Origin of the sequence: Actinomadura terrae (assembly GCF_022751215.1) — a bacterium.
In the GTDB taxonomy this organism is placed as follows: Bacteria; Actinomycetota; Actinomycetes; order Streptosporangiales; family Streptosporangiaceae; genus Spirillospora; species Spirillospora terrae.
Genome location: NZ_JAICDG010000003.1, coordinates 908,636 through 926,177 on the forward strand (window position 1 = coordinate 908,636; position 17,542 = coordinate 926,177).

At 74.3% G+C, this 17,542-nt stretch carries 15 protein-coding genes and 1 riboswitch; of the genes, 9 read left to right on the top strand and 6 right to left on the bottom strand.

The window, feature by feature from the left end; translation table 11 throughout:
- Position 1: 1 nt before the first annotated feature.
- A complete protein-coding gene (locus K2F47_RS23855) occupies positions 2-907 on the bottom strand; it encodes a LysR family transcriptional regulator (RefSeq protein ID WP_242907223.1) in 906 nt (301 codons plus the stop codon).
- A gap of 82 nt (positions 908-989) precedes the next feature.
- Here K2F47_RS23855 and K2F47_RS23860 point away from each other — a divergent pair, with 82 nt between their 5' ends.
- Together K2F47_RS23860 and K2F47_RS23865 are read left to right on the top strand one after the other, a co-directional pair.
- A complete protein-coding gene (locus K2F47_RS23860) occupies positions 990-2,156 on the top strand; it encodes a TDT family transporter (protein WP_242907224.1) in 1,167 nt (388 codons plus the stop codon).
- A gap of 124 nt (positions 2,157-2,280) precedes the next feature.
- Positions 2,281-4,581: an ATP-binding protein gene (locus K2F47_RS23865; protein WP_242907225.1), complete on the top strand. Its 2,301-nt coding sequence runs from the start codon at positions 2,281-2,283 to the stop codon at positions 4,579-4,581.
- Between the two features lie 70 nt (positions 4,582-4,651).
- Here K2F47_RS23865 and K2F47_RS23870 read toward each other — a convergent pair whose 3' ends face one another.
- The 3 genes from K2F47_RS23870 to K2F47_RS23880 are packed head-to-tail and all read right to left on the bottom strand — an operon-like array spanning position 4,652 to position 7,241.
- Positions 4,652-5,884, bottom strand: coding sequence for a M20 metallopeptidase family protein (locus K2F47_RS23870; RefSeq protein WP_242907226.1), 1,233 nt, complete (start codon positions 5,882-5,884; stop codon positions 4,652-4,654).
- Positions 5,885-5,915: 31 nt separating this feature from the next.
- Positions 5,916-6,440, bottom strand: coding sequence for a DinB family protein (locus K2F47_RS23875; protein WP_242907228.1), 525 nt, complete (start codon positions 6,438-6,440; stop codon positions 5,916-5,918).
- A 33-nt stretch (positions 6,441-6,473) separates the two neighbouring features.
- Positions 6,474-7,241 (bottom strand): maleylpyruvate isomerase family mycothiol-dependent enzyme, encoded by a 768-nt coding sequence (locus K2F47_RS23880; RefSeq protein WP_242907230.1) that lies wholly within the window; start codon positions 7,239-7,241, stop codon positions 6,474-6,476.
- 82 nt (positions 7,242-7,323) lie between these two features.
- Here K2F47_RS23880 and K2F47_RS23885 point away from each other — a divergent pair, with 82 nt between their 5' ends.
- The 5 genes from K2F47_RS23885 to K2F47_RS23905 all read left to right on the top strand — a co-directional run bounded on the left by K2F47_RS23885 (position 7,324) and on the right by K2F47_RS23905 (position 11,089).
- Positions 7,324-8,238, top strand: coding sequence for a MerR family transcriptional regulator (locus tag K2F47_RS23885; RefSeq protein ID WP_242907232.1), 915 nt, complete (start codon positions 7,324-7,326; stop codon positions 8,236-8,238).
- Between the two features lie 136 nt (positions 8,239-8,374).
- On the top strand, positions 8,375-9,484 hold the full coding sequence (locus K2F47_RS23890; RefSeq protein WP_242907234.1) for an LLM class flavin-dependent oxidoreductase: 1,110 nt from the start codon (positions 8,375-8,377) through the stop codon (positions 9,482-9,484).
- Positions 9,481-10,083 carry an FMN reductase gene (locus K2F47_RS23895; protein WP_242907235.1) on the top strand — a complete coding sequence of 201 codons (603 nt, stop codon included), beginning with the start codon at positions 9,481-9,483 and terminating at the stop codon, positions 10,081-10,083. Before K2F47_RS23890 ends, K2F47_RS23895 begins: the two co-directional genes overlap by 4 nt.
- Before the next feature lie 44 nt (positions 10,084-10,127).
- Positions 10,128-10,469 (top strand): ArsR/SmtB family transcription factor, encoded by a 342-nt coding sequence (locus K2F47_RS23900; protein ID WP_214619944.1) that lies wholly within the window; start codon positions 10,128-10,130, stop codon positions 10,467-10,469.
- Entirely contained in the window at positions 10,466-11,089 is a 624-nt protein-coding gene (locus K2F47_RS23905; RefSeq protein ID WP_242907237.1) for an SRPBCC family protein, read from the top strand. Before K2F47_RS23900 ends, K2F47_RS23905 begins: the two co-directional genes overlap by 4 nt.
- A 13-nt stretch (positions 11,090-11,102) precedes the next feature.
- Here K2F47_RS23905 and K2F47_RS23910 read toward each other — a convergent pair whose 3' ends face one another.
- Positions 11,103-14,651 carry a cobaltochelatase subunit CobN gene (locus K2F47_RS23910; protein ID WP_242907239.1) on the bottom strand — a complete coding sequence of 1,183 codons (3,549 nt, stop codon included), beginning with the start codon at positions 14,649-14,651 and terminating at the stop codon, positions 11,103-11,105.
- 44 nt (positions 14,652-14,695) lie between these two features.
- Positions 14,696-14,890, bottom strand: a riboswitch (cobalamin riboswitch).
- 32 nt (positions 14,891-14,922) lie between these two features.
- Here K2F47_RS23910 and K2F47_RS23915 point away from each other — a divergent pair.
- Both K2F47_RS23915 and K2F47_RS23920 read left to right on the top strand, forming a co-directional pair.
- Positions 14,923-15,990 (top strand): beta-propeller domain-containing protein, encoded by a 1,068-nt coding sequence (locus tag K2F47_RS23915; protein ID WP_242907241.1) that lies wholly within the window; start codon positions 14,923-14,925, stop codon positions 15,988-15,990.
- A 2-nt stretch (positions 15,991-15,992) separates the two neighbouring features.
- A complete protein-coding gene (locus K2F47_RS23920) occupies positions 15,993-17,078 on the top strand; it encodes a hypothetical protein (protein WP_242907243.1) in 1,086 nt (361 codons plus the stop codon).
- Positions 17,079-17,098: 20 nt separating this feature from the next.
- Here the strand turns inward: K2F47_RS23920 and K2F47_RS23925 are convergent, their stop codons facing one another.
- Complete coding sequence (locus tag K2F47_RS23925) at positions 17,099-17,509, bottom strand: hypothetical protein (protein ID WP_242907244.1); 411 nt, start codon at positions 17,507-17,509, stop codon at positions 17,099-17,101.
- Positions 17,510-17,542 lie beyond the last annotated feature (33 nt).

Here is a 17,542-nt window from a genome sequence, read left to right on the forward strand (position 1 = left end):
GTCAGGACGCGGCGCGCGTCAAAGCCAGCAGGTCGCGGGCCGGCCCGGCCGGACGCTGACCGGCGGGCCACACCGCGCGCAGCGGACGGGACAGGTCCAGTTCCGGGACGGGCACGCGGACCAGCCGTCCGCTCGCCAGCTCGTCGGCCACGGCGAGATCGCTCACCACGACCGGGCCCGCGCCCGAGACGGCCGCCGCCTTCAACGCGGTCGTGGAGGCGAGCTGGAGCAGCGGCGCCGCCGTCCCGCCGTGGGCGGCCAGCGCCAGGTCGAGGATCTCGCGGGTGCCCGAGCCCTCCTCGCGCAGGACGAGCGGCGTCCGCGCCAGCTCGGCCGCGCTCACCCCGGAGCGGCGCCGCGCCCAGGGATGCGCCGGGGAGACCACGACGACGAGGTTGTCGGCCGCCACGGCGGCGCCGTTCAGCCCGGCGGGCGTCCGCCGGCCCTCCACGAACCCGAGGTCGGCCTCGCCGCCGCGGACCTGCTCGGCCACCTGCGTGGAGTTCGCCGTGCGCAACGTCACCGCGACGTCCGGGCGGACGGACTTCAACGCGACCAGCCACCCCGGCATCAGGTACTCGGCGACGGTCAGGCTCGCCACCACGCGCAGCCGCCCGTCGCGCCGCTCGCGCAGCGCCGACAGGCCCGCGTCCAGCGCCTCGGCGGCGTCGACGACCTGGCGCGCCCACCCGGCGACCAGCACGCCCGCCTCGGTGGGCCGCGACCCGCGTGGGGAACGCTCCAACAAGGCCACCCCAACCTGCCGCTCCATCGAGCGGATGCGGGCGCTCGCGGCGGGCTGGGTGACGCCCAGCTCCGCCGCCGCGCGGCCGACGCTGCCCAGCCGGACGACCGCGAGCAGCAGTTCCAGGGCGCCCAGATCGGGGACGCGACGCGAGACCGCCATGCCCGCGAGCATAAGCCCGCCTTATGGGTCCATAGGCCGGTGACCTCTACCGACGCGGTTCCGGCGGGGCCACGGTGGACGCATGGGTATCGCCACCGCACCACCCGCCCGCCTGCCGCTCGGGGAACTCGACCGCCCCGCCGGCCTCTTCCGGCACCTCGGGCCCAACTGGTACGCGGCGGTGATGGGCACCGCGATCGTGGCGAACGGCGCGAACGCGCTGCCGGTGGGGTTCCCGGGGCTGCACGCGTTCGCCGTCGCGGTGTGGGCGGCGTCGCTGGTGATGCTGCTGGCGCTGATGGCGGCGCGGGGCGTCCATCTCGTCCGGCATCGGGACGTGGCGCGGTCGCAGCTCCTGGAGAACTCGGCGACGGCCGTCTTCTATGGCTGCCCGCCGATGGCGATGCTCGCGGTCGGCTACGGGACGCTGGTGCTCGGCCCCGGCGTGATCGGCCTCCAGGCGGCGGTCGCGGTGGACGCCGTCCTGTGGACGCTCGGCACCATCTACGCCGTCGCCGTCGCGGCGGGCGTGCCCTACCTCATGATCACGCGGCTGGAGCCGGGCCGCGCGGACCCGACCTGGCTGCTCCCGGTCGTCGCGCCGATGGTGGCGGCGGCGCTCGGGCCCGCGCTCGTCCCGCACCTGCCGCCCGGGCAGGGCGCCGCGACGCTGCTGTACGGCTGCTACGGGATGTTCGGCGCGAGCCTGCTGGGCACGCTCGTCCTGCTGCCCGGGATCTGGAGCGCGCTCGCCGCCGGACGGACGGCGCCGGTCATGACGCCGACGCTGTTCCTCGTCCTCGGGCCGCTGGGGCAGTCCACCACGGCGGTCGTGCAGATCGCCGGGGCGGCGGGACGGGCGCTCCCGGAGTACGCCGAGGCGACGCGGGCGTTCGCCGTCCTGTACGGGACGCCGGTGCTCGGGTTCGCGCTGCTCTGGCTGGCGCTGGCCGGGACGGCGAACGCGCGGGCGCTGCGCGGCGGCATGCCGTTCGCGATGACGTGGTGGGCGTTCACGTTCCCGGTCGGCACGTGCGTGACAGGCGCGTCCGGGCTGGCGCGGACCACGGGGTTGGACGCGCTGACCGGTGTCGCCGTCCTGCTCTACCTGCTGCTCGTCACCGCCTGGGCCGTCGCCGGATACCGGACGCTCCTGGGTGCGGTGAGCGGCCGCCTGTTCCTGCCCGCGCCCCCCGCTTCGGCGCCGCCGAACCACCCCGCGCGGGCCGGAGTAGGCCACGGGGTCTGACGCTCCGTGTAATGGAACGGTTGCGATCAGTTCATGTACGAGTACGATCGGGCTGTCGTCCCACGCGTACCGGCCCCGGGCCGGCGAGATCCGAACAGAGGCGGCGGTGTTACCGATCAAAAGGTTGGAACTGCGTTCGGGGCGGCCTCCCGCGGAGCTGACCAGCTTCGTCGGCCGCCGGGAGGAGCTGGCGGAGATCACGCGGCTCCTCGACCGGTGCCGGCTCGTCACGCTGATGGGGCCGGGCGGGGTCGGCAAGACGCGGTTGTCGCTGCGGGCTGCGGCCTCGCTCGCCGGATCGTTCCGCGACGGGGTGGCCTTCGTCGACCTGTCCGCGCTGCACGAGCCCGGTCTGCTCACCCAGACCGTAGGCGAGACGCTCGGGCTGCCCGACCACAGCCCGGCCGCCGCGCTGGACGCCCTCGTCCACCACCTGGCGGACCGCGAGCTCCTGCTCGTCCTCGACACCTGCGAGCACCTCGTGAACGCGTGCGCGATGCTCTCGGAGGTGCTGCTCCAGAACGCCGCCGGGCTGCGGATCATCGCCACCAGCCGCCAGCCGCTCGACATCCCCGGCGAGCACACGCTGGTGGTCGCGCCGCTCGCCCGTCCCGAACCCGGCCACTACGACCCCGACCTGCCCGGCGACGCGGTGACGCTGTTCGCCGAGCGCGCCGCCGCCGTCGTCCCCGGCTGGACGCTCACCCCCCGCAACCGCGCGGCGGTGGCGCTGCTGTGCCACCGGCTCGACGGTATCCCGCTGGCGATCGAGCTGGCCGCCGTCCAGCTCCGGGCGCTGTCGGTGGAGCAGATCGTCGACCGGCTCGACCGCCGCCTCCTCCAGGTGCGCGGCCGCCGCTCCGGGCTGCCCCGGCACCAGACGCTGCGCGCCGCGATCGACTGGAGCCACGAGCTGTGCTCGGCCGACGAGCGGCTGCTGTGGGCGCGGCTGTCGGTGTTCGCCGCCGACGTCGACCTCGACACCGCCGAGCAGGTCTGCGCGGACGAGGCGCTGCCCGCCGACCGGGTCTTCGAGGTGGTCGCCGGGCTGGTCGACAAGTCGGTCGTGCTGCGCGTCGACCGGGACGGCGCCGTCCGCTACCGGATGCTCGACATCATGCGCGAGTACGGCGCGCACCGGCTGGAGGAGGCCGGGGAGGCCGAGCCGATGCGCGCCCGCGCGTTCGAGCGGTTCGCCGACGCGATCCGCGAGGCGGCGGGCGGGCTGGGCGGCGCCGCGCAGACCCGCTGGCTGGCCTGGTTCCGGCGCGAGCAGGCCAACGTCCGCGACATGATCGACTACGGGCTGCGGCGGGCGCCGGGCGACGTGCTCTGCGCGGTCACGCTCGGGCTGGGCCGGCTGTTCGCCCTACAGGGCATGACCGGCGAGGCGCGGCACTGGTCGCTGCGCGTCATCGAGAGCCGCGAGCACGTCCCCGGGCCGGAGTGGACGGAGGTGCTGGCGCTCGGCGGGGTCCTCGCCGCCCTCCAGGCCGACCTGCCGCCCGCCCGCGACCTGCTGCGCCGCGCCGAGGCCCGCGCGCTCGCGGGCGGCGACGCGCGCGGCCTCGGCTACGTCCGGCTCGCCGAGGGCGTGGCGGCGCTGTGCGGCGGCGACCTGGAGGAGGCCACCGCCCGGCTGGAGGAGGCGCGCGACCTGCACCGCCGCGCCGCCAACACCGACGTGCTCGTCCCGATCACCGGCGTGTTCCTCGCGGTGGCGCGGACGATGGCGGGCGACGGCGCCGCCGGCGTCGCGCACGCCGACGAGGTCGTCCGGGCGATGGAGGCGGCGGGGGAGCAGTGGTGCCGCTCCTACGGGCTGTGCGTGCGCGGCCTCGCCGCGCTCGTCGGCGGCGACCCCGGCGCCGCGCTGCCCGACCTGCGCGCCGGGCTCCGCATGAAGCGCGACATGGAGGACCGGCTCGGCGTCGCGCTCGCGCTGGACATGGTCGGCGGCTGCCTGGTCTCCCTCGGGGACGCGGTGGCGGGCGTCCGGCTGCTCGCCGCCGCCGACTGGGCCCGCGACTACACCGGGACCTCGATGTTCGGGCCGCAGCACGCGGTCCTGCGCGAGCTGTACGAGCGGCAGGCGCGCGAGGCGCTCGGCGACACCGCGTTCGAGGCCGCCCGGCAGGACGGCGCGGGCCTCGCGATGCCCGCCGCGATGGCCGAGGCGCTGGGCGAGCTCCCGCCCGACCCGGACGACGCGTCCGCCCCGGCGGCCTCGCCCGCCGCGGCGCTGACCCGGCGTGAGCGGGAGATCGCCGCCCTGGTCGCCGAGGGCCTCACCAACCGGCAGATTGCCGAGCGCCTCGTCATCGCCAAGCGCACCGTCGACTCCCACCTGGAGCACATCCTCTCCAAGCTGGGCTTCGCGTCCCGCGCCCAGATCAGCACCTGGTTCGCCCGGGGGACGACCTAGGGACGGCCTGAGCCGTGTCGATGACGGTCACGTCCCTCGCCCGGCGGCTCGGGACGTGACCGCGCCTCGGTCAGAAGGGGCGGGGCGGCGACGCGGCCAGGCGGCGGGCGGCCAGTTCGGCGTACAGCGCGGCGCCGTCGGCCAGGACGCCGCTGTCGTAGCGGGCCTCGGGGGAGTGGTTGAAGGCGGCCGTGGCCGGGTCCAGGTCGGGCGGGCACGCGCCGAGCGCGATGAACGCCGACGGCACCTCGTTGCAGATGAACGAGAAGTCCTCGGAGGCGGGCATCGGACGCGGCGCGGCGGCGTAGCGGTCCTCCCCGTAGGCGTCCCGGACGGTGTCGGCGACGAACGCGGCCTCGCCGCCGTCGTTGACCGTGACGGGGTAGTCGGCGAAGTAGGTGACGTCGGCCTCCAGGCCGTGGGCCCGGGCGAGGCCCTCCAGCAGTTCGACCGTGCGCTCCTTCAGCCGCTCGTGCGCGGCGCGCGAGAACGAGCGGACGGTCCCGGAGAAGGACGCCTCGTCCGGGATGACGTTGTCCACCGTCCCGGAGTGGAACGATCCGATCGTGATGACCACGGGGTCGAACGCGTCGAACGCGCGGGTCACCATCGTCTGGAGCGCGGTGATCATCTCGGCCGCGACGGGCAGCGGGTCCTTGGCGCGGTGCGGCGTCGAGCCGTGCCCGCCCGCGCCCCGGACGGTCACCCGCAGCCGGTCGGCGGCCGCCATGATCGGCCCGCCCCGGCTGGAGAAGGTCCCGTTCGGCAGCCCGGAGGAGAACACGTGCAGCGCGTAGGCGGCGACCGGGCGCTCCCCGGACGCGTCCAGCACCCCTTCTTCGATCATGATGCGGGCGCCGCCGAGGCCCTCCTCGCCCGGCTGGAACATGAACACGACGTCGCCCGCGAGGTCGTCGCGGCGCGCCGACAGCAGCTGCGCCGCGCCCGCGAGCATGGTGGTGTGCAGGTCATGGCCGCAGGCGTGCATCCGCCCCTCCGCCCGCGAGATCATGTCGGCGTCGCCGCGCTCGGTGACCGGGAGCGCGTCCATGTCGCCGCGCAGCAGGACGGTCGGCCCCGGCCGGGCGCCGCGCAGCACCGCCGTCACCGAGGTCAGCCGCTTCCCGGTGGTGATCTCCAGCGGCAGGCCGTCCAGCGCCGCGAGGACCTTCTCCTGCGTGCGCGGCAGGTCGAGGCCGAGTTCGGGCTCCCGGTGCAGGTCGAGGCGCAGCCGGGCGAGGTCGTCGTGGAGCGCGGCGGCGTCGTCGCGCAGCGAACCGGGGGCGTTCGGGGATCGGCTCAATGTGTCTCCTCCTGAGCTGGCTGAAGCGGCGCTACTGGCCGATCGTCCCATCCGCCAGTTCGCGCACCACGTCCAGGTGGCCGAGATGGCGCGCGTACTCCTGGAGGACGTGGAACAGGATCCAGATCAGCGATGGCTCCTGACCCGGCTGGTCGAAGCGCCCGCCCTCCGCCGCGAAGTCCTCCAGCCGGGCCGCGCCGACGATCCGGCGGGACCGCTCGCACGTGTCGAGGAACGCGGCCCTCAGCCCGTCGAGGGTCTCCTCCTCGCCCACGTGCCAGCGGTCGTCAGGGCCGAACTCGCCGAAGGGCACCGCGATCTCCTCCGCCGCGAAGCCCCAGCGCAGCCACCGGATCTCGACGTAGGTCAGGTGCTTGAGCAGCTCCAGCGGCGTCCACCCGGACGGCAGCGCGCTCGCGCGCAGCGCCGCCTCGGGCATCCCGTCCAGCTTGCGCAGCAGCGCGTCCCGGTAGAAGTCGAGGTAACCGGCGAGCAGCTCGCGCGGGTCGGTCAGCCGCTCGGACGGTTCGGGGGGAGGTTCCACGGGCGTCACCATGATCTCGACCCTAGCCCGGCGCCTCCTGGTCTGTCAGAAGGCGGTGCTCGCCAGCCAGTGGTCGAGCAGGGCCCGCTCCCCGGTGACCGTCACGTCGGCGTCGTGCACGGCGAGCCGCCGCGTGAACACCAGCAGCAGGTCCCGGACGGGCCCGCCCAGCGCGACGTCCGCGGTCTCGCCGTCGGCGCGGTCCCAGCGCGGCCCCTCCGGCGTCCGGACGATCAGCCATCCCGGGTCGTCGGTGTCCTCGGGGTCCAGGTGGAGGGACTGGTCCTCGCCCCGCAGGGCGGCCAGCCCCGGCCGGAGCGTCTCCGCGACGGGCGAGGCCATGAACTCCAGCGCCTCGCAGATCGCGTCGGACGCGAGGTCGGGCGCGACCGTGAACGCCGCGCCGGTGGCGAGGGCCGCGTCCGCGTGGTGGACGGCCGTCTCGTGCGCCATCCGCCGCAGCCAGAACCGCACCGGCAGCGGGCCGACGAAGGGGTGCACGATCGTCTCGGGCCCCACGTCCTCGGCGGCCTTGACCAGGTCCTCGGCGCCCTCGTTCAGGAAGCCGCGCCAGACGTCCGGCGGGCCGGGGTCGGCGTCGGCCGGGTCGGGGACGGCGTCGGCCCGGCCCGTCCGCACCAGCGCGGTCGTCCAGCGGTGCGCCTGGCCGACATGCCCGACGAGGTCGCGCAGGCTCCACTCGGGGCAGGTCGGCACGGGTGCCGCCGGGTCCGCCCCCGTGACGGCCTCGGCCAGCGCGGCGGTGTGCGCGCGCAGCCCCTCGGCGAGCCGCGCGGGTTCCGGTGTGCTCATGGCGGTGTCCTCTCGTCGGGTGCCCGTTCTCCGGGTGCGCCCGTACCGTAGGAGTTCCACTCGGGTGGAGGTTCAAGTGGATGTGACGCACGCCACAGCGGAGGCGCTGGGCATCGGCGACCTGGCGGCCGTGACCGGCGTGCCCGTCCGGACGATCCGCTTCTACTGCGACGAGGGCCTCCTCGAACCGGCGCGCAGCGCGGGCGGGCACCGGCGGTTCGGGCCCGCCGCCGTGGAGCGGCTCCGGCTCGTCCGGCGGCTGCGGGGCCTCGGGCTCGGGCTGCCCGCGATCGCGTCCGTGTTGCGCGGGGAGCGGTCGGTCGGCGAGGCGGCCGCCGCCGAGCGGGCCGCGATGGACGTCGAGCTGGCGGCGCTCGCCTGGCGCCGCGCGGCGCTGCGCGCGGTCGAGGAGGCGGGTCCGGCCGAGCGAGCCGCGCGGCTGGAGCTGCTCGCCGCCGCCGAGGACGGCCCCGCCGCGCGCGACGCGCTCGCGGCGTTCTGGCGCCGCCTCGTCCTGGCGCCGGTCTCGCCCGAGATCGAGTTCTCGTTCGTGGACATGAGCGTCCCGCCGCCGCCCGAGGTCCCGACGCCGGGGCAGGTGCTCGCCTACGCCGAGATGGTCGCGCTGGTGGGGGACCGGTCGCTGGTCCGCCGGATGCTCGCGCGCGGGCGGCTGAACGTCGAGGCGGTCCGCGACGAGCGGACGCTGCTGTCCGGCATGTCGGAGGCGATCCGGCTGGCGCTGCCGAGGGTCGCCGCCGGGGAGGAGCCGCGCCCCGGGCCCGAACTGGACCTTTTCGTGGACGCGCATGCCTACGCGCGCGGCGAGCGCGACACCCCGCGGTTCCGGCGTTCGCTGCTCGCGGGCACCTCCGTGGACGCCGATCCCCGCATGCGCCGGTACTGGACGCTGTACGGCGCGGTCACCGGCGAGCGCGTCAACGGCGGCGGCGCGCACATCTGGTTGGTCGACTCCCTGGCCCGCGCGGTCGCCTGAGCCCGCTGAGCCTCCCGAGCCGCCGGGACCGCCCGGTCTGGCCGCCGGGAGAGGGGGCCCTGACCCGGGGGAATAGCGTGGGGTGTGATGCGGTTCCGGTAGCTTAATTGAAGTTTCTACTACCTTGGAGGCCGGCATGCAGTTCGGGATCTTCTCGGTCGGCGACGTCACCCCCGACCCGACGACCGGGCGCGCGCCGTCCGAGGCGGAACGGATCAAGGCCATGGTCGCGATCGCGGAGCGGGCCGAGCAGGCCGGGCTGGACGTGTTCGCCACCGGCGAACACCACAACCCGCCGTTCGTGCCGTCCTCGCCGACGACCATGCTCGGCTACGTGGCGGCGCGCACCGAGCGCCTGATCCTGTCCACCGCGACCACGCTGATCACCACCAACGACCCGGTGAAGATCGCCGAGGACTTCGCGATGCTCCAGCACCTGGCCGACGGCCGGGTCGACCTGATGATGGGACGCGGCAACACCGGCCCCGTCTACCCGTGGTTCGGCAAGGACATCCGGGACGGCATCGCGCTCGCGATCGAGAACTACAACCTGCTCCACCGGCTCTGGCGCGAGGACGTCGTCGACTGGCAGGGCGAGCACCGCACCCCGCTCCAGTCGTTCACCGCGACGCCGCGCCCGCTGGACGGCGTGCCGCCGTTCGTCTGGCACGGCTCGATCCGCAGCCCGGAGATCGCCGAGCAGGCCGCCTACTACGGCGACGGCTTCTTCGCCAACCACATCTTCTGGCCGAAGGAGCACTTCCAGCGCCTCATCGCGCTCTACCGGCGCCGCTACGAGCACTACGGGCACGGCGCCGCCGACCAGGCGATCGTGGGACTCGGCGGGCAGGTGTTCATGCGGCGCAACTCGCAGGACGCCGTCCGGGAGTTCCGCCCCTACTTCGACAACGCGCCGGTGTACGGGCACGGGCCCTCGCTGGAGGAGTTCACCGCCGAGACGCCGCTGACCGTGGGCAGCCCGGAGCAGGTCGTCGAGAAGACGCTGACGTTCCGCGACTACTTCGGCGACTACCAGCGGCAGCTCTTCCTGATCGACCACGCGGGCCTGCCGCTGAAGACCGTCCTGGAGCAGATCGACATCCTGGGCGAGGAGGTCGTGCCGGTGCTGCGCAAGGAGTTCGAGGCGCTCCGTCCGGCCCACGTCCCGGCGACCGCGCCGACGCACGCGTCCCGCGTCGCCGCCAAGCAGGCCGCCGAGCAGACCGGTGAGGAGGTCGTCCGATGAGCGGGCTCGCCGTCGTCTCCGCCGGGCTCGGGCAGCCGTCGTCCACGCGCCTGCTCGCCGACCGGCTCGCCGCCGCGACCACCGCCGCGCTCGGCCGCGACCTCCCCGTCGAGACCGTCGAGCTGCGCGACCACGCGCACGCGATCGTCGACGCGGCGCTCACCGGCTTCCCGTCGGGGGCGTTCCGCGCCGCCGTCGAGGCCGTGACCGGCGCGGACGGCCTGATCGCCGTCACGCCCGTCTTCAACGCCACCTACAGTGGACTGTTCAAGTCGTTCTTCGACGTCCTCGAACCGGGTGCGCTGGAGGGCAAGCCGGTGCTGCTCGGCGCGACCGGCGGCACCGCGCGGCACTCGCTCGCCATCGACCACGCGATGCGCCCGCTGTTCGCCTACCTGCGCGCCGCCCCCGTCCCGACCGCCGTGTACGCGGCGCCCGAGGACTGGGGTGCGGGCGCCGCCCAGACCGACCTCGCCGACCGTGTCGCCCGCGCGGGCGCGGAGCTGGCCGCGCTGGTCGAGACCCGTCCCGCGCCCGCCAGGAGCGACCCCTACGAGGACCCGGTCCCGTTCGCGGAGCTGCTCGCGGGCAACGGCTAACTTTAGAGGTGACTTATATACGCTGAGGCTGTACCTTGGTGGCCGTGCACGCCTTCGATGTGCTGGGCGACCCGGTCCGGCGCCGGATCCTGGAGGTGCTCGCGGACGGCGAGCGCTCCTCGGGCGAGGTGTCGGCGGTCATCCAGGAGGAGTTCGGGATCTCGCAGCCCGCCGTGTCGCAGCACCTGCGGGTGCTGCGCGAGGCGGGGTTCGCGGTGGTGCGCGCCGAGGGCACGCGCCGCCTCTACGCGGTCGACGCGGCGCCGCTGCGGGAGGTCGACGCCTGGCTCGACCGCTTCCGCCGGTACTGGGCCCCGCGCCTGGACGCGCTCGGGACCGAGCTGGCCCGGGGCAGGCGCGCGCGACGACCACCAGGGAGCGAATGATGATCGAAGTGACCGAGCAGATCAACGCCGTCCGGCGCCGGGTCGGCGACCGGGTGCTGGAGGCGGGCACCGCCCGCACCGCCACGATCAGCCAGAGCTACGACGCCGCCGTCGAGGACGTGTGGGACGCCTGCACCAACGCCGAGCGCATCCCGCGCTGGTTCCTGCCGATCTCGGGCGAGCTGCGGCTCGGCGGCCGCTACCAGCTCGAAGGCAACGCGGGCGGGACCATCGAGCGCTGCGATCCGCCCAAGGGGTTCGCCGCGACCTGGGAGTTCGGCGGCCAGGTGAGCTGGATCGAGGTGCGGCTGACCCCGGAGGCCGGCGGCCGGACGCGGTTCGAGCTGGAGCACATCGCCCACGTCGACGACCGCTGGGAGGAGTTCGGGCCCGGCGCGGTCGGCATCGGCTGGGACCTGAGCGTCCTCGGCCTGGCGCTGCACCTGGCCTCGGGCGGGGCCCCGATCCCGATCGGGATGGACTGGCCCGGCACGGACGAGGGCAAGGAGTTCATGCGGCTCAGCGGCGCCGCGTGGGGCGAGGCCCACGCGGCCGCCGACGGCGACGAGGCGCTGGCCCGCGCCTGCGCGGAACGCACCATCGCCGCCTACACCGGCTGACCCCCCGCGAAGGTCAGTCCGCTTCGAGGTCGCCCTCGACCTCGAGGTAGAGGCGCTTGAGGGCGTCCAGGGTGTCCTGGTCGGGGTGCTCCCACATGCCACGGTCGGCTGCCTCCAGCAGGCGCTCGGTGATGCCGTGCAGCGCCCACGGGTTGGATTCGTTGAAGAACTTCTGGTTCTCCTCGTCCAGCGCGTAGGTGTGCGCGAGCTTCTCGTACATCCAGTCGGCGACGACCCCGGCGGTCGCGTCGTAGCCGAACAGGTAGTCGACGGTCGCGGCCAGCTCGAACGCGCCCTTGTAGCCGTGCCGGCGCATCGCCGCCAGCCAGCGCGGGTTGACGACGCGGGCGCGGAACACCCGGGACGTCTCCTCGTCCAGCGTGCGGGTGCGGACGGCGTCCGGGCGGGTGCTGTCGCCGATGTAGGCCTTCGGCGCCTTCCCGGTCAGCGCCCGGACGGTCGCGATCATGCCGCCGTGGTACTGGAAGTAGTCGTCGGAGTCGGCGATGTCGTGCTCGCGCGTGTCGGTGTTCTTGGCCGCCACGCTGATCCGCCGGTAGGCGTTCTCCATGTCGCCGCGCGCGGGCACGCCGTCCAGGTCGCGGCCGTAGGCGTAGCCGCCCCACACCGCGTACACCTCGGCGAGGTCGGAGTCGTCGCGCCAGTTGCGGCTGTCGATCAGCGGGAGGATGCCCGCGCCGTACGCGCCGGGCCGCGACCCGAACACCCGCAGCGTCGCGCGCCGCTCGTCGCCGTGCGCCTCCCGGTCGGCGCGGACGTGGGCGCGGACGTAGTTGTCCTCGTCGGGCTCGTCCAGGCCCGCCGCGAGCCGGACGGCGTCGTCCAGCATCGCGACCGCGTGCGGGAACGCGTCGCGGAAGAACCCGCTGATGCGGATCGTGACGTCCACCCGCGGGCGGCCGAGCTCCGCCGGCGGGACTGGCTCCAGGCCGGTCACGCGGCGGGACGCCTCGTCCCACACCGGGCGGACGCCGAGCAGCGCGAGCACCTCGGCGATGTCGTCGCCGGACGTGCGCATGGCGCTGGTGCCCCACACCGACAGCCCGACCGAGCGCGGCCACTCGCCGGTGTCCTCGCGGTAGCGGGCGAGCAGCGAGTCGGCCATCGCGCGGCCGGTCTCGTAGGCGAGGCGGCTCGGAACGGCCTTCGGGTCGACCGAGTAGAAGTTCCGCCCGGTCGGCAGCACGTTGACGAGCCCGCGCAGCGGCGAGCCGCTCGGCCCGGCCGGGACATAGCCGCCGTCCAGCGCGTGCAGCACGTTCCCGATCTCGTCGGCGGTCCGGGCGAGCCGGGGCACGATCTCGGACGCGGCGAACCGCAGGATCTCCGCGACCTTCCCGTCCGCGATCTCGTCGGCCGCCGCCGGGTCCCAGCCGCGCGCCTCCATCGAGGCGACCAGCGCGCGCGCCCGCTCCTCGATCGCGTCGACGTCCTGCCGGACGGTGCTCTCCTCGTCCAGCCCGAGCGCCTCGCGCAGGCCGGGCAGCGACACCGACCCGCCCCACATCTGCCGGGCCCGCAGCATCGCCAGCACCAGGTCGACGCGCGTCTCGCCCACCGGCGCGGCGCCGAGCACGTGCAGCCCGTCGCGGATCTGGACGTCCTTCACCTCGCAGAGCCAGCCGTCCACGTGCAGGAGGAAGTCGTCGAACTCCGCGTCGTGCGGGCGGTCGTCCAGGCCGAGGTCGTGGTCGAGCCGCGCCGCCTGGATCAGCGTCCAGATCTGCGCGCGGATCGCGGGGAGCTTCGCCGGGTCCAGCGCGGCGATGTTGGCGTGCTCGTCCAGCAGCTGTTCGAGCCGGGCGATGTCGCCGTAGCTCTCGGCGCGCGCCATCGGCGGGATCAGGTGGTCGACCAGCGTCGCGTGCGCGCGCCGCTTGGCCTGCGTCCCCTCGCCGGGGTCGTTCACCAGGAACGGGTAGATGAGCGGCAGGTCGCCGATCGCCGCGTCCGGACCGCACGAGGCCGACATCCCGGCGGACTTGCCCGGCAGCCACTCCAGGTTGCCGTGCTTGCCGACGTGGACGACCGCGTGCGCGCCGAACTCGTCCGCGATCCACCGGTAGGCGGCCAGGTAGTGGTGGCTGGGCGGCAGGTCCGGATCGTGGTAGATCGCGACCGGGTTCTCGCCGAACCCGCGCGGCGGCTGGACGATCAGCACCACGTTCCCCGACCGCAGCGCGGCGAGCACGATCTCCGGCTCGTCGCCCGAGTCGTCCACGAACAGCTCGCCCGGCGGCGGGCCCCACTGCCGTTCGACGCTCGCGCGCAGGTCCGCCGGGAGCGCCGCGTACCAGGCCTTGTACCTGCCCGCCGGAATCCGGACGGGGTTGCCGGTCAGCTGCGCCTCGGTCAGCCAGTCGGGGTCCTGCCCGCCCGCCGCGATCAGCGCGTGCATCAGCGCGTCGCCCTCGCCGGGCAGGTCGTCGCCGACGTCGTAGCCGCGCTCGCGCATCGCCTCCAGCAGCCGCACGACGCTGGCGGGCGTGTCCAGCCCGACCGCGTTGCCGATCCGCGCGTGCTTGGTCGGGTAGGCCGACAGCATCAGCGCGACCCGCTTCTCCCCGGCCGGGACGTGCCGCAGCGCCGCGTGCCGGACGGCGATCCCCGCGACCCGCGCGGCCCGCTCGGGATCGGCGACGTAGACGCTGAGCCCGTCCTCGTCGGTCTCCTTGAACGAGAACGGGACCGTGATGATCCGCCCGTCGAACTCGGGCACGGCCACCTGCGTGGCGGTGTCCATCGGCGACAGCCCGTCGTCGCTCTCCTCCCACGCGGTCCGCTCGCCGGTGAGGCACAGGCCTTGCAGGATCGGCACGTCCAGTTCGGCGAGCGCCCCGACGTCCCACGCCTCGTCGTCGCCGCCCGCGCCCACCGTGGCCGGTCGCGTCCCGCCCGCCGCGAGGACGGTGACGACGAGCGCGTCGGCGCGTCCGAGCGTCTCCAGCAGGCCGGCCTCGGCCGTGCGCAGCGAGGCGCAGAAGACGGGGAGCGCGCGTCCGCCCGCGTCCTCGATCGCCTTGCACAGCGCGTCGACGAACGCGGTGTTCCCCGCGAGATGGTGGGCGCGGTAGTAGAGGACGCCGACGAGGGGCCCGTCGTCCCGCCCGGCGCCCTCGCGTTCCAGCACGCCCCAGGTGGGCGTCGCGGTGGGCGGGCCGAACCCGAACCCCGTCAGCAGGACGGTGTCGGAGAGGAACCGGAACAGGTCCGCGAGGTTCTCCGGCCCGCCGTGGGCGAGATAGGCGTGCGCCTCCGCGCTGACGCCCGCCGGGACGGTCGAGAGCCCCATCAGTTCGGCGTCGGGGGACTGCTCGCCGCTCAGCACCACCACCGGGCGGGGCTCGGCGAGCAGCGCGTCCAGCCCCTCTTCCCATGCGCGCCGCCCCCCGAGCAGCCGCACGACGACGAGGTCGGTGCCCTCGACGAGGCCCGGGAGGTCGTCCACGCCGGTGCGCGCGGGGTTGGCGAGCCGGAAGTCCGCGCCGCTGGCGCGCGCGCTGAGCAGATCGGTGTCCGAGGTGGACAGCAGCAAGATCACAGTGGATCGCGTCCTCACCCGGGGTCCGCGCCCCGAATCGCAGGCTGAAACGGCGGCGACCGGAGTCTCCTGGCTCCCGGATCGGCGCTCGCCCCGGCCTTCCCGCTCGCGCGGTGGCCTCGGTTGGGGGTCCGCTCCCCGGTGACAGTGGCGGGACCGCGCCGGATTCGCACCGGCTTCCTCCACACGTCGCCGCCCACACCCTAACCCGTCGCGGGGACGATCACCGCGAACGGGCACAGACACCTCTCGTCAACGGCATGATCATCGGATGATCGAGACACAGGAAAGGGAACCGGCGTCCTGGCGGTTACGGCGGTGGGCGGCACCGGTCGTCCTGGCCGCGCTGGTCACCGCGTCCATCGGCATGACGAGCCTGCTGGCAGACGACACACCCGCCCAGACGTTGGACTCGACGGAGTACCGCACGCCGCGCTTCGAGGTCACGGTCGGGCACGACGCCGGGGGCGAGCCCGGGGTGTGGTTCCAGGTGCATCGGCCTGGCCGTTCCTGGCCGGGGTTCGTCGATGCGGTCGAGCCGCCCCCTGCCGTGGGGGAGGCGCGGGAGATCCGGGCCGGGCCGGGTGGGAGGTTCCTTGTCGCCTCCTCCCGCGCCGAGCCGTGCGAGTCGCGGCTGCACGGGTTCCGGTTGACCGTGGACGGACACGTGACCGGCCTCGCGCCGGTGGCGGGAGGCGCCGTCCCGGGCCTGCTCGCGGGCCTTGCGATAAGCCCGGACGGTCGCCACGCCGCCTTCGCCACGGCCCCGTGCGAAGGCGGACTGAGTCCGGCGGCCCGCCCGCGCGCCGTGTTGACCGTGGTGGATCTCGGCAGCGGGCGACGTCACAGCTGGGACGCGCCCGAGGAGTCGATCATCGGCGAGATCGTGTGGGCCCGCGACAGCCGGACGGTCGGGTACACGCTGAGCGACGTCCCGGCGGGGACGATCCGGCACCTCGCCGTCCGCGCGCTCGACACCGCCGCTCCGGGGACCGATCTGCGGGGCGGCCGCGTCCTGTTCCGTCCGCCCGCCGACGCGGGGCGGATCAGCTTCGTCACGATGGCCCCGGACGGGCGAACCGGCTACGGCCTCGCCCACAAGGCCGACCAGGCGACCGATACCACCATCATCTTCGGCTTCACCGAGGGTGAGCCGATGCGCGTCACCAAGACGTTCCAGTCCAAGCGGGGCATCGTGAGTACCGGAATCGTCGTCATGGGGGACGACACATCGCACTACGCCTGTCTGAACGGTATCGATGCGTTCGGCCGGGCGCCTGAGGGGAAGTATTCGGCGCGGTACGGCTCCGACCTTTGTCGGGTCGCCATAGCCTACTGATCATGGACGTGGTGCCGGGACTCTGGCGGTTGCGGCGGTGGGCGGCGCCGGTCGCGCTGGTGGTGCTGGTCGTCGGCGCCGTCGCCGGGGTGGCGCTCCGGGTGGACGGCGACCCGTACGGGTACGAGCGGGCGTCGCGGTTCACGGTGACCGTGGGAAGGGTCAACGCGGAGCCGCAGGTTCGCGGGCCCGAACCGTGGATCCGGGTGGACGCGAGCACGGCGGATCACCGGCAGCGGCTGACCGACGCCGAGCGGCCGCCCTCCTCCACCGGTGAGGCGACGGAGGTCATCGCGGGGCCGAAGGGCGTGTTCGTGGCGGCCTCGTCCTTCGAGGGACGGTGCGAGACGCGCCTGCATCGCTTCCGGCTGACCCGGGCCGGGCATGTGACCGGGCTCGAACCGGTGCGGGGCGGGGTGGTCCCGGCCCTGGTGGCGGGGCTGGCGATGAGCCCCGACGGGCGCCGTCTCGCCTTCGCCACCGCTCCCTGCGCGGAGGGGCGCCCGGCCGCCGGTCCGCCGCGTGCGGCGCTCACCGTCCTCGACCTCGGGACGGGACGGCGCCGCATGTGGGGCGCGTCCGGCGCGACGGTGATCGGTGAGATCATCTGGGCCGCCGACAGCCGTACCGTCGGCTACACCCTCGGCGATGTCGGCGGGAAGTGGGAGACGGCGCGCTTCGGGAGGACCGGCACCGTCATCGAGCACGCCGCCGTCCACGCGCTCGACACCGGCGCCGGGGGCGGGGACCTGCGGGCGGGGCGGGTACTGTTCCGCACGCCGGACGGTTCGAGGCTGACCAGCGGCGTCATGGGGCCGGACGGCCGGACGGGCCACGGCACGATGAAGCGGGGCACGCCGCCCTCGACCGTCTACTTCACGTTCGCCGAGGGCCGGGGCATCCACGTCACCAGGACGAAGCCGCCGGACGACGGGTTCACGGTGTCTTTCAGCGTCGTGCTGCGCGACCCGCCCCCCTACGCCTGCCTGGGCGGAGTCGATTCGTTCGGCCGGGAGACCGACGGGCTCTACACATCGGACGGCGGACTGCCCCTGTCGTGCCTTTCCGCGTCGGCCTCCCGGCCCTGAACGGTGCCTTTACTGCTGGGCTAGCACTTCGACGGCGAGGTGATCTTTTCGAGCTTGCCGCCCGTCGTCCAGACCTTCTTCTTTCCCTTGGTCCTCGGGTTGACGGTGAAGCACACGTCGGTGGCCTGCTTGAAGACCAGTTTGATGTGGCGCTTCTGCTTGCAGTGGTTGTTGAAGTAGACCGTGATCGAGATGTTCCCCGGCGACCACGAGATGTTGAGTTTCTGGTTCCTGGGCGACGCGCACTTGAAGGACTTCCTCTTGGCGGCCGCGATCCCCGTGTCGGCCGCCCCCGTCGCCACCGGTGCCGCCGCCGGCGCCTTGGCGGGCGCGACCGGTGCCGCGTCGGCCAGCGCCGCCGGGGCGAACGCGGTCAGCGCGAGCGCCGCGCCCGCCGTGGTGGTGAGAGCCGCCATTCTGGTACCGAGCATCTTTCCCCCATTCGCTTCGGTTCTTGATCATTT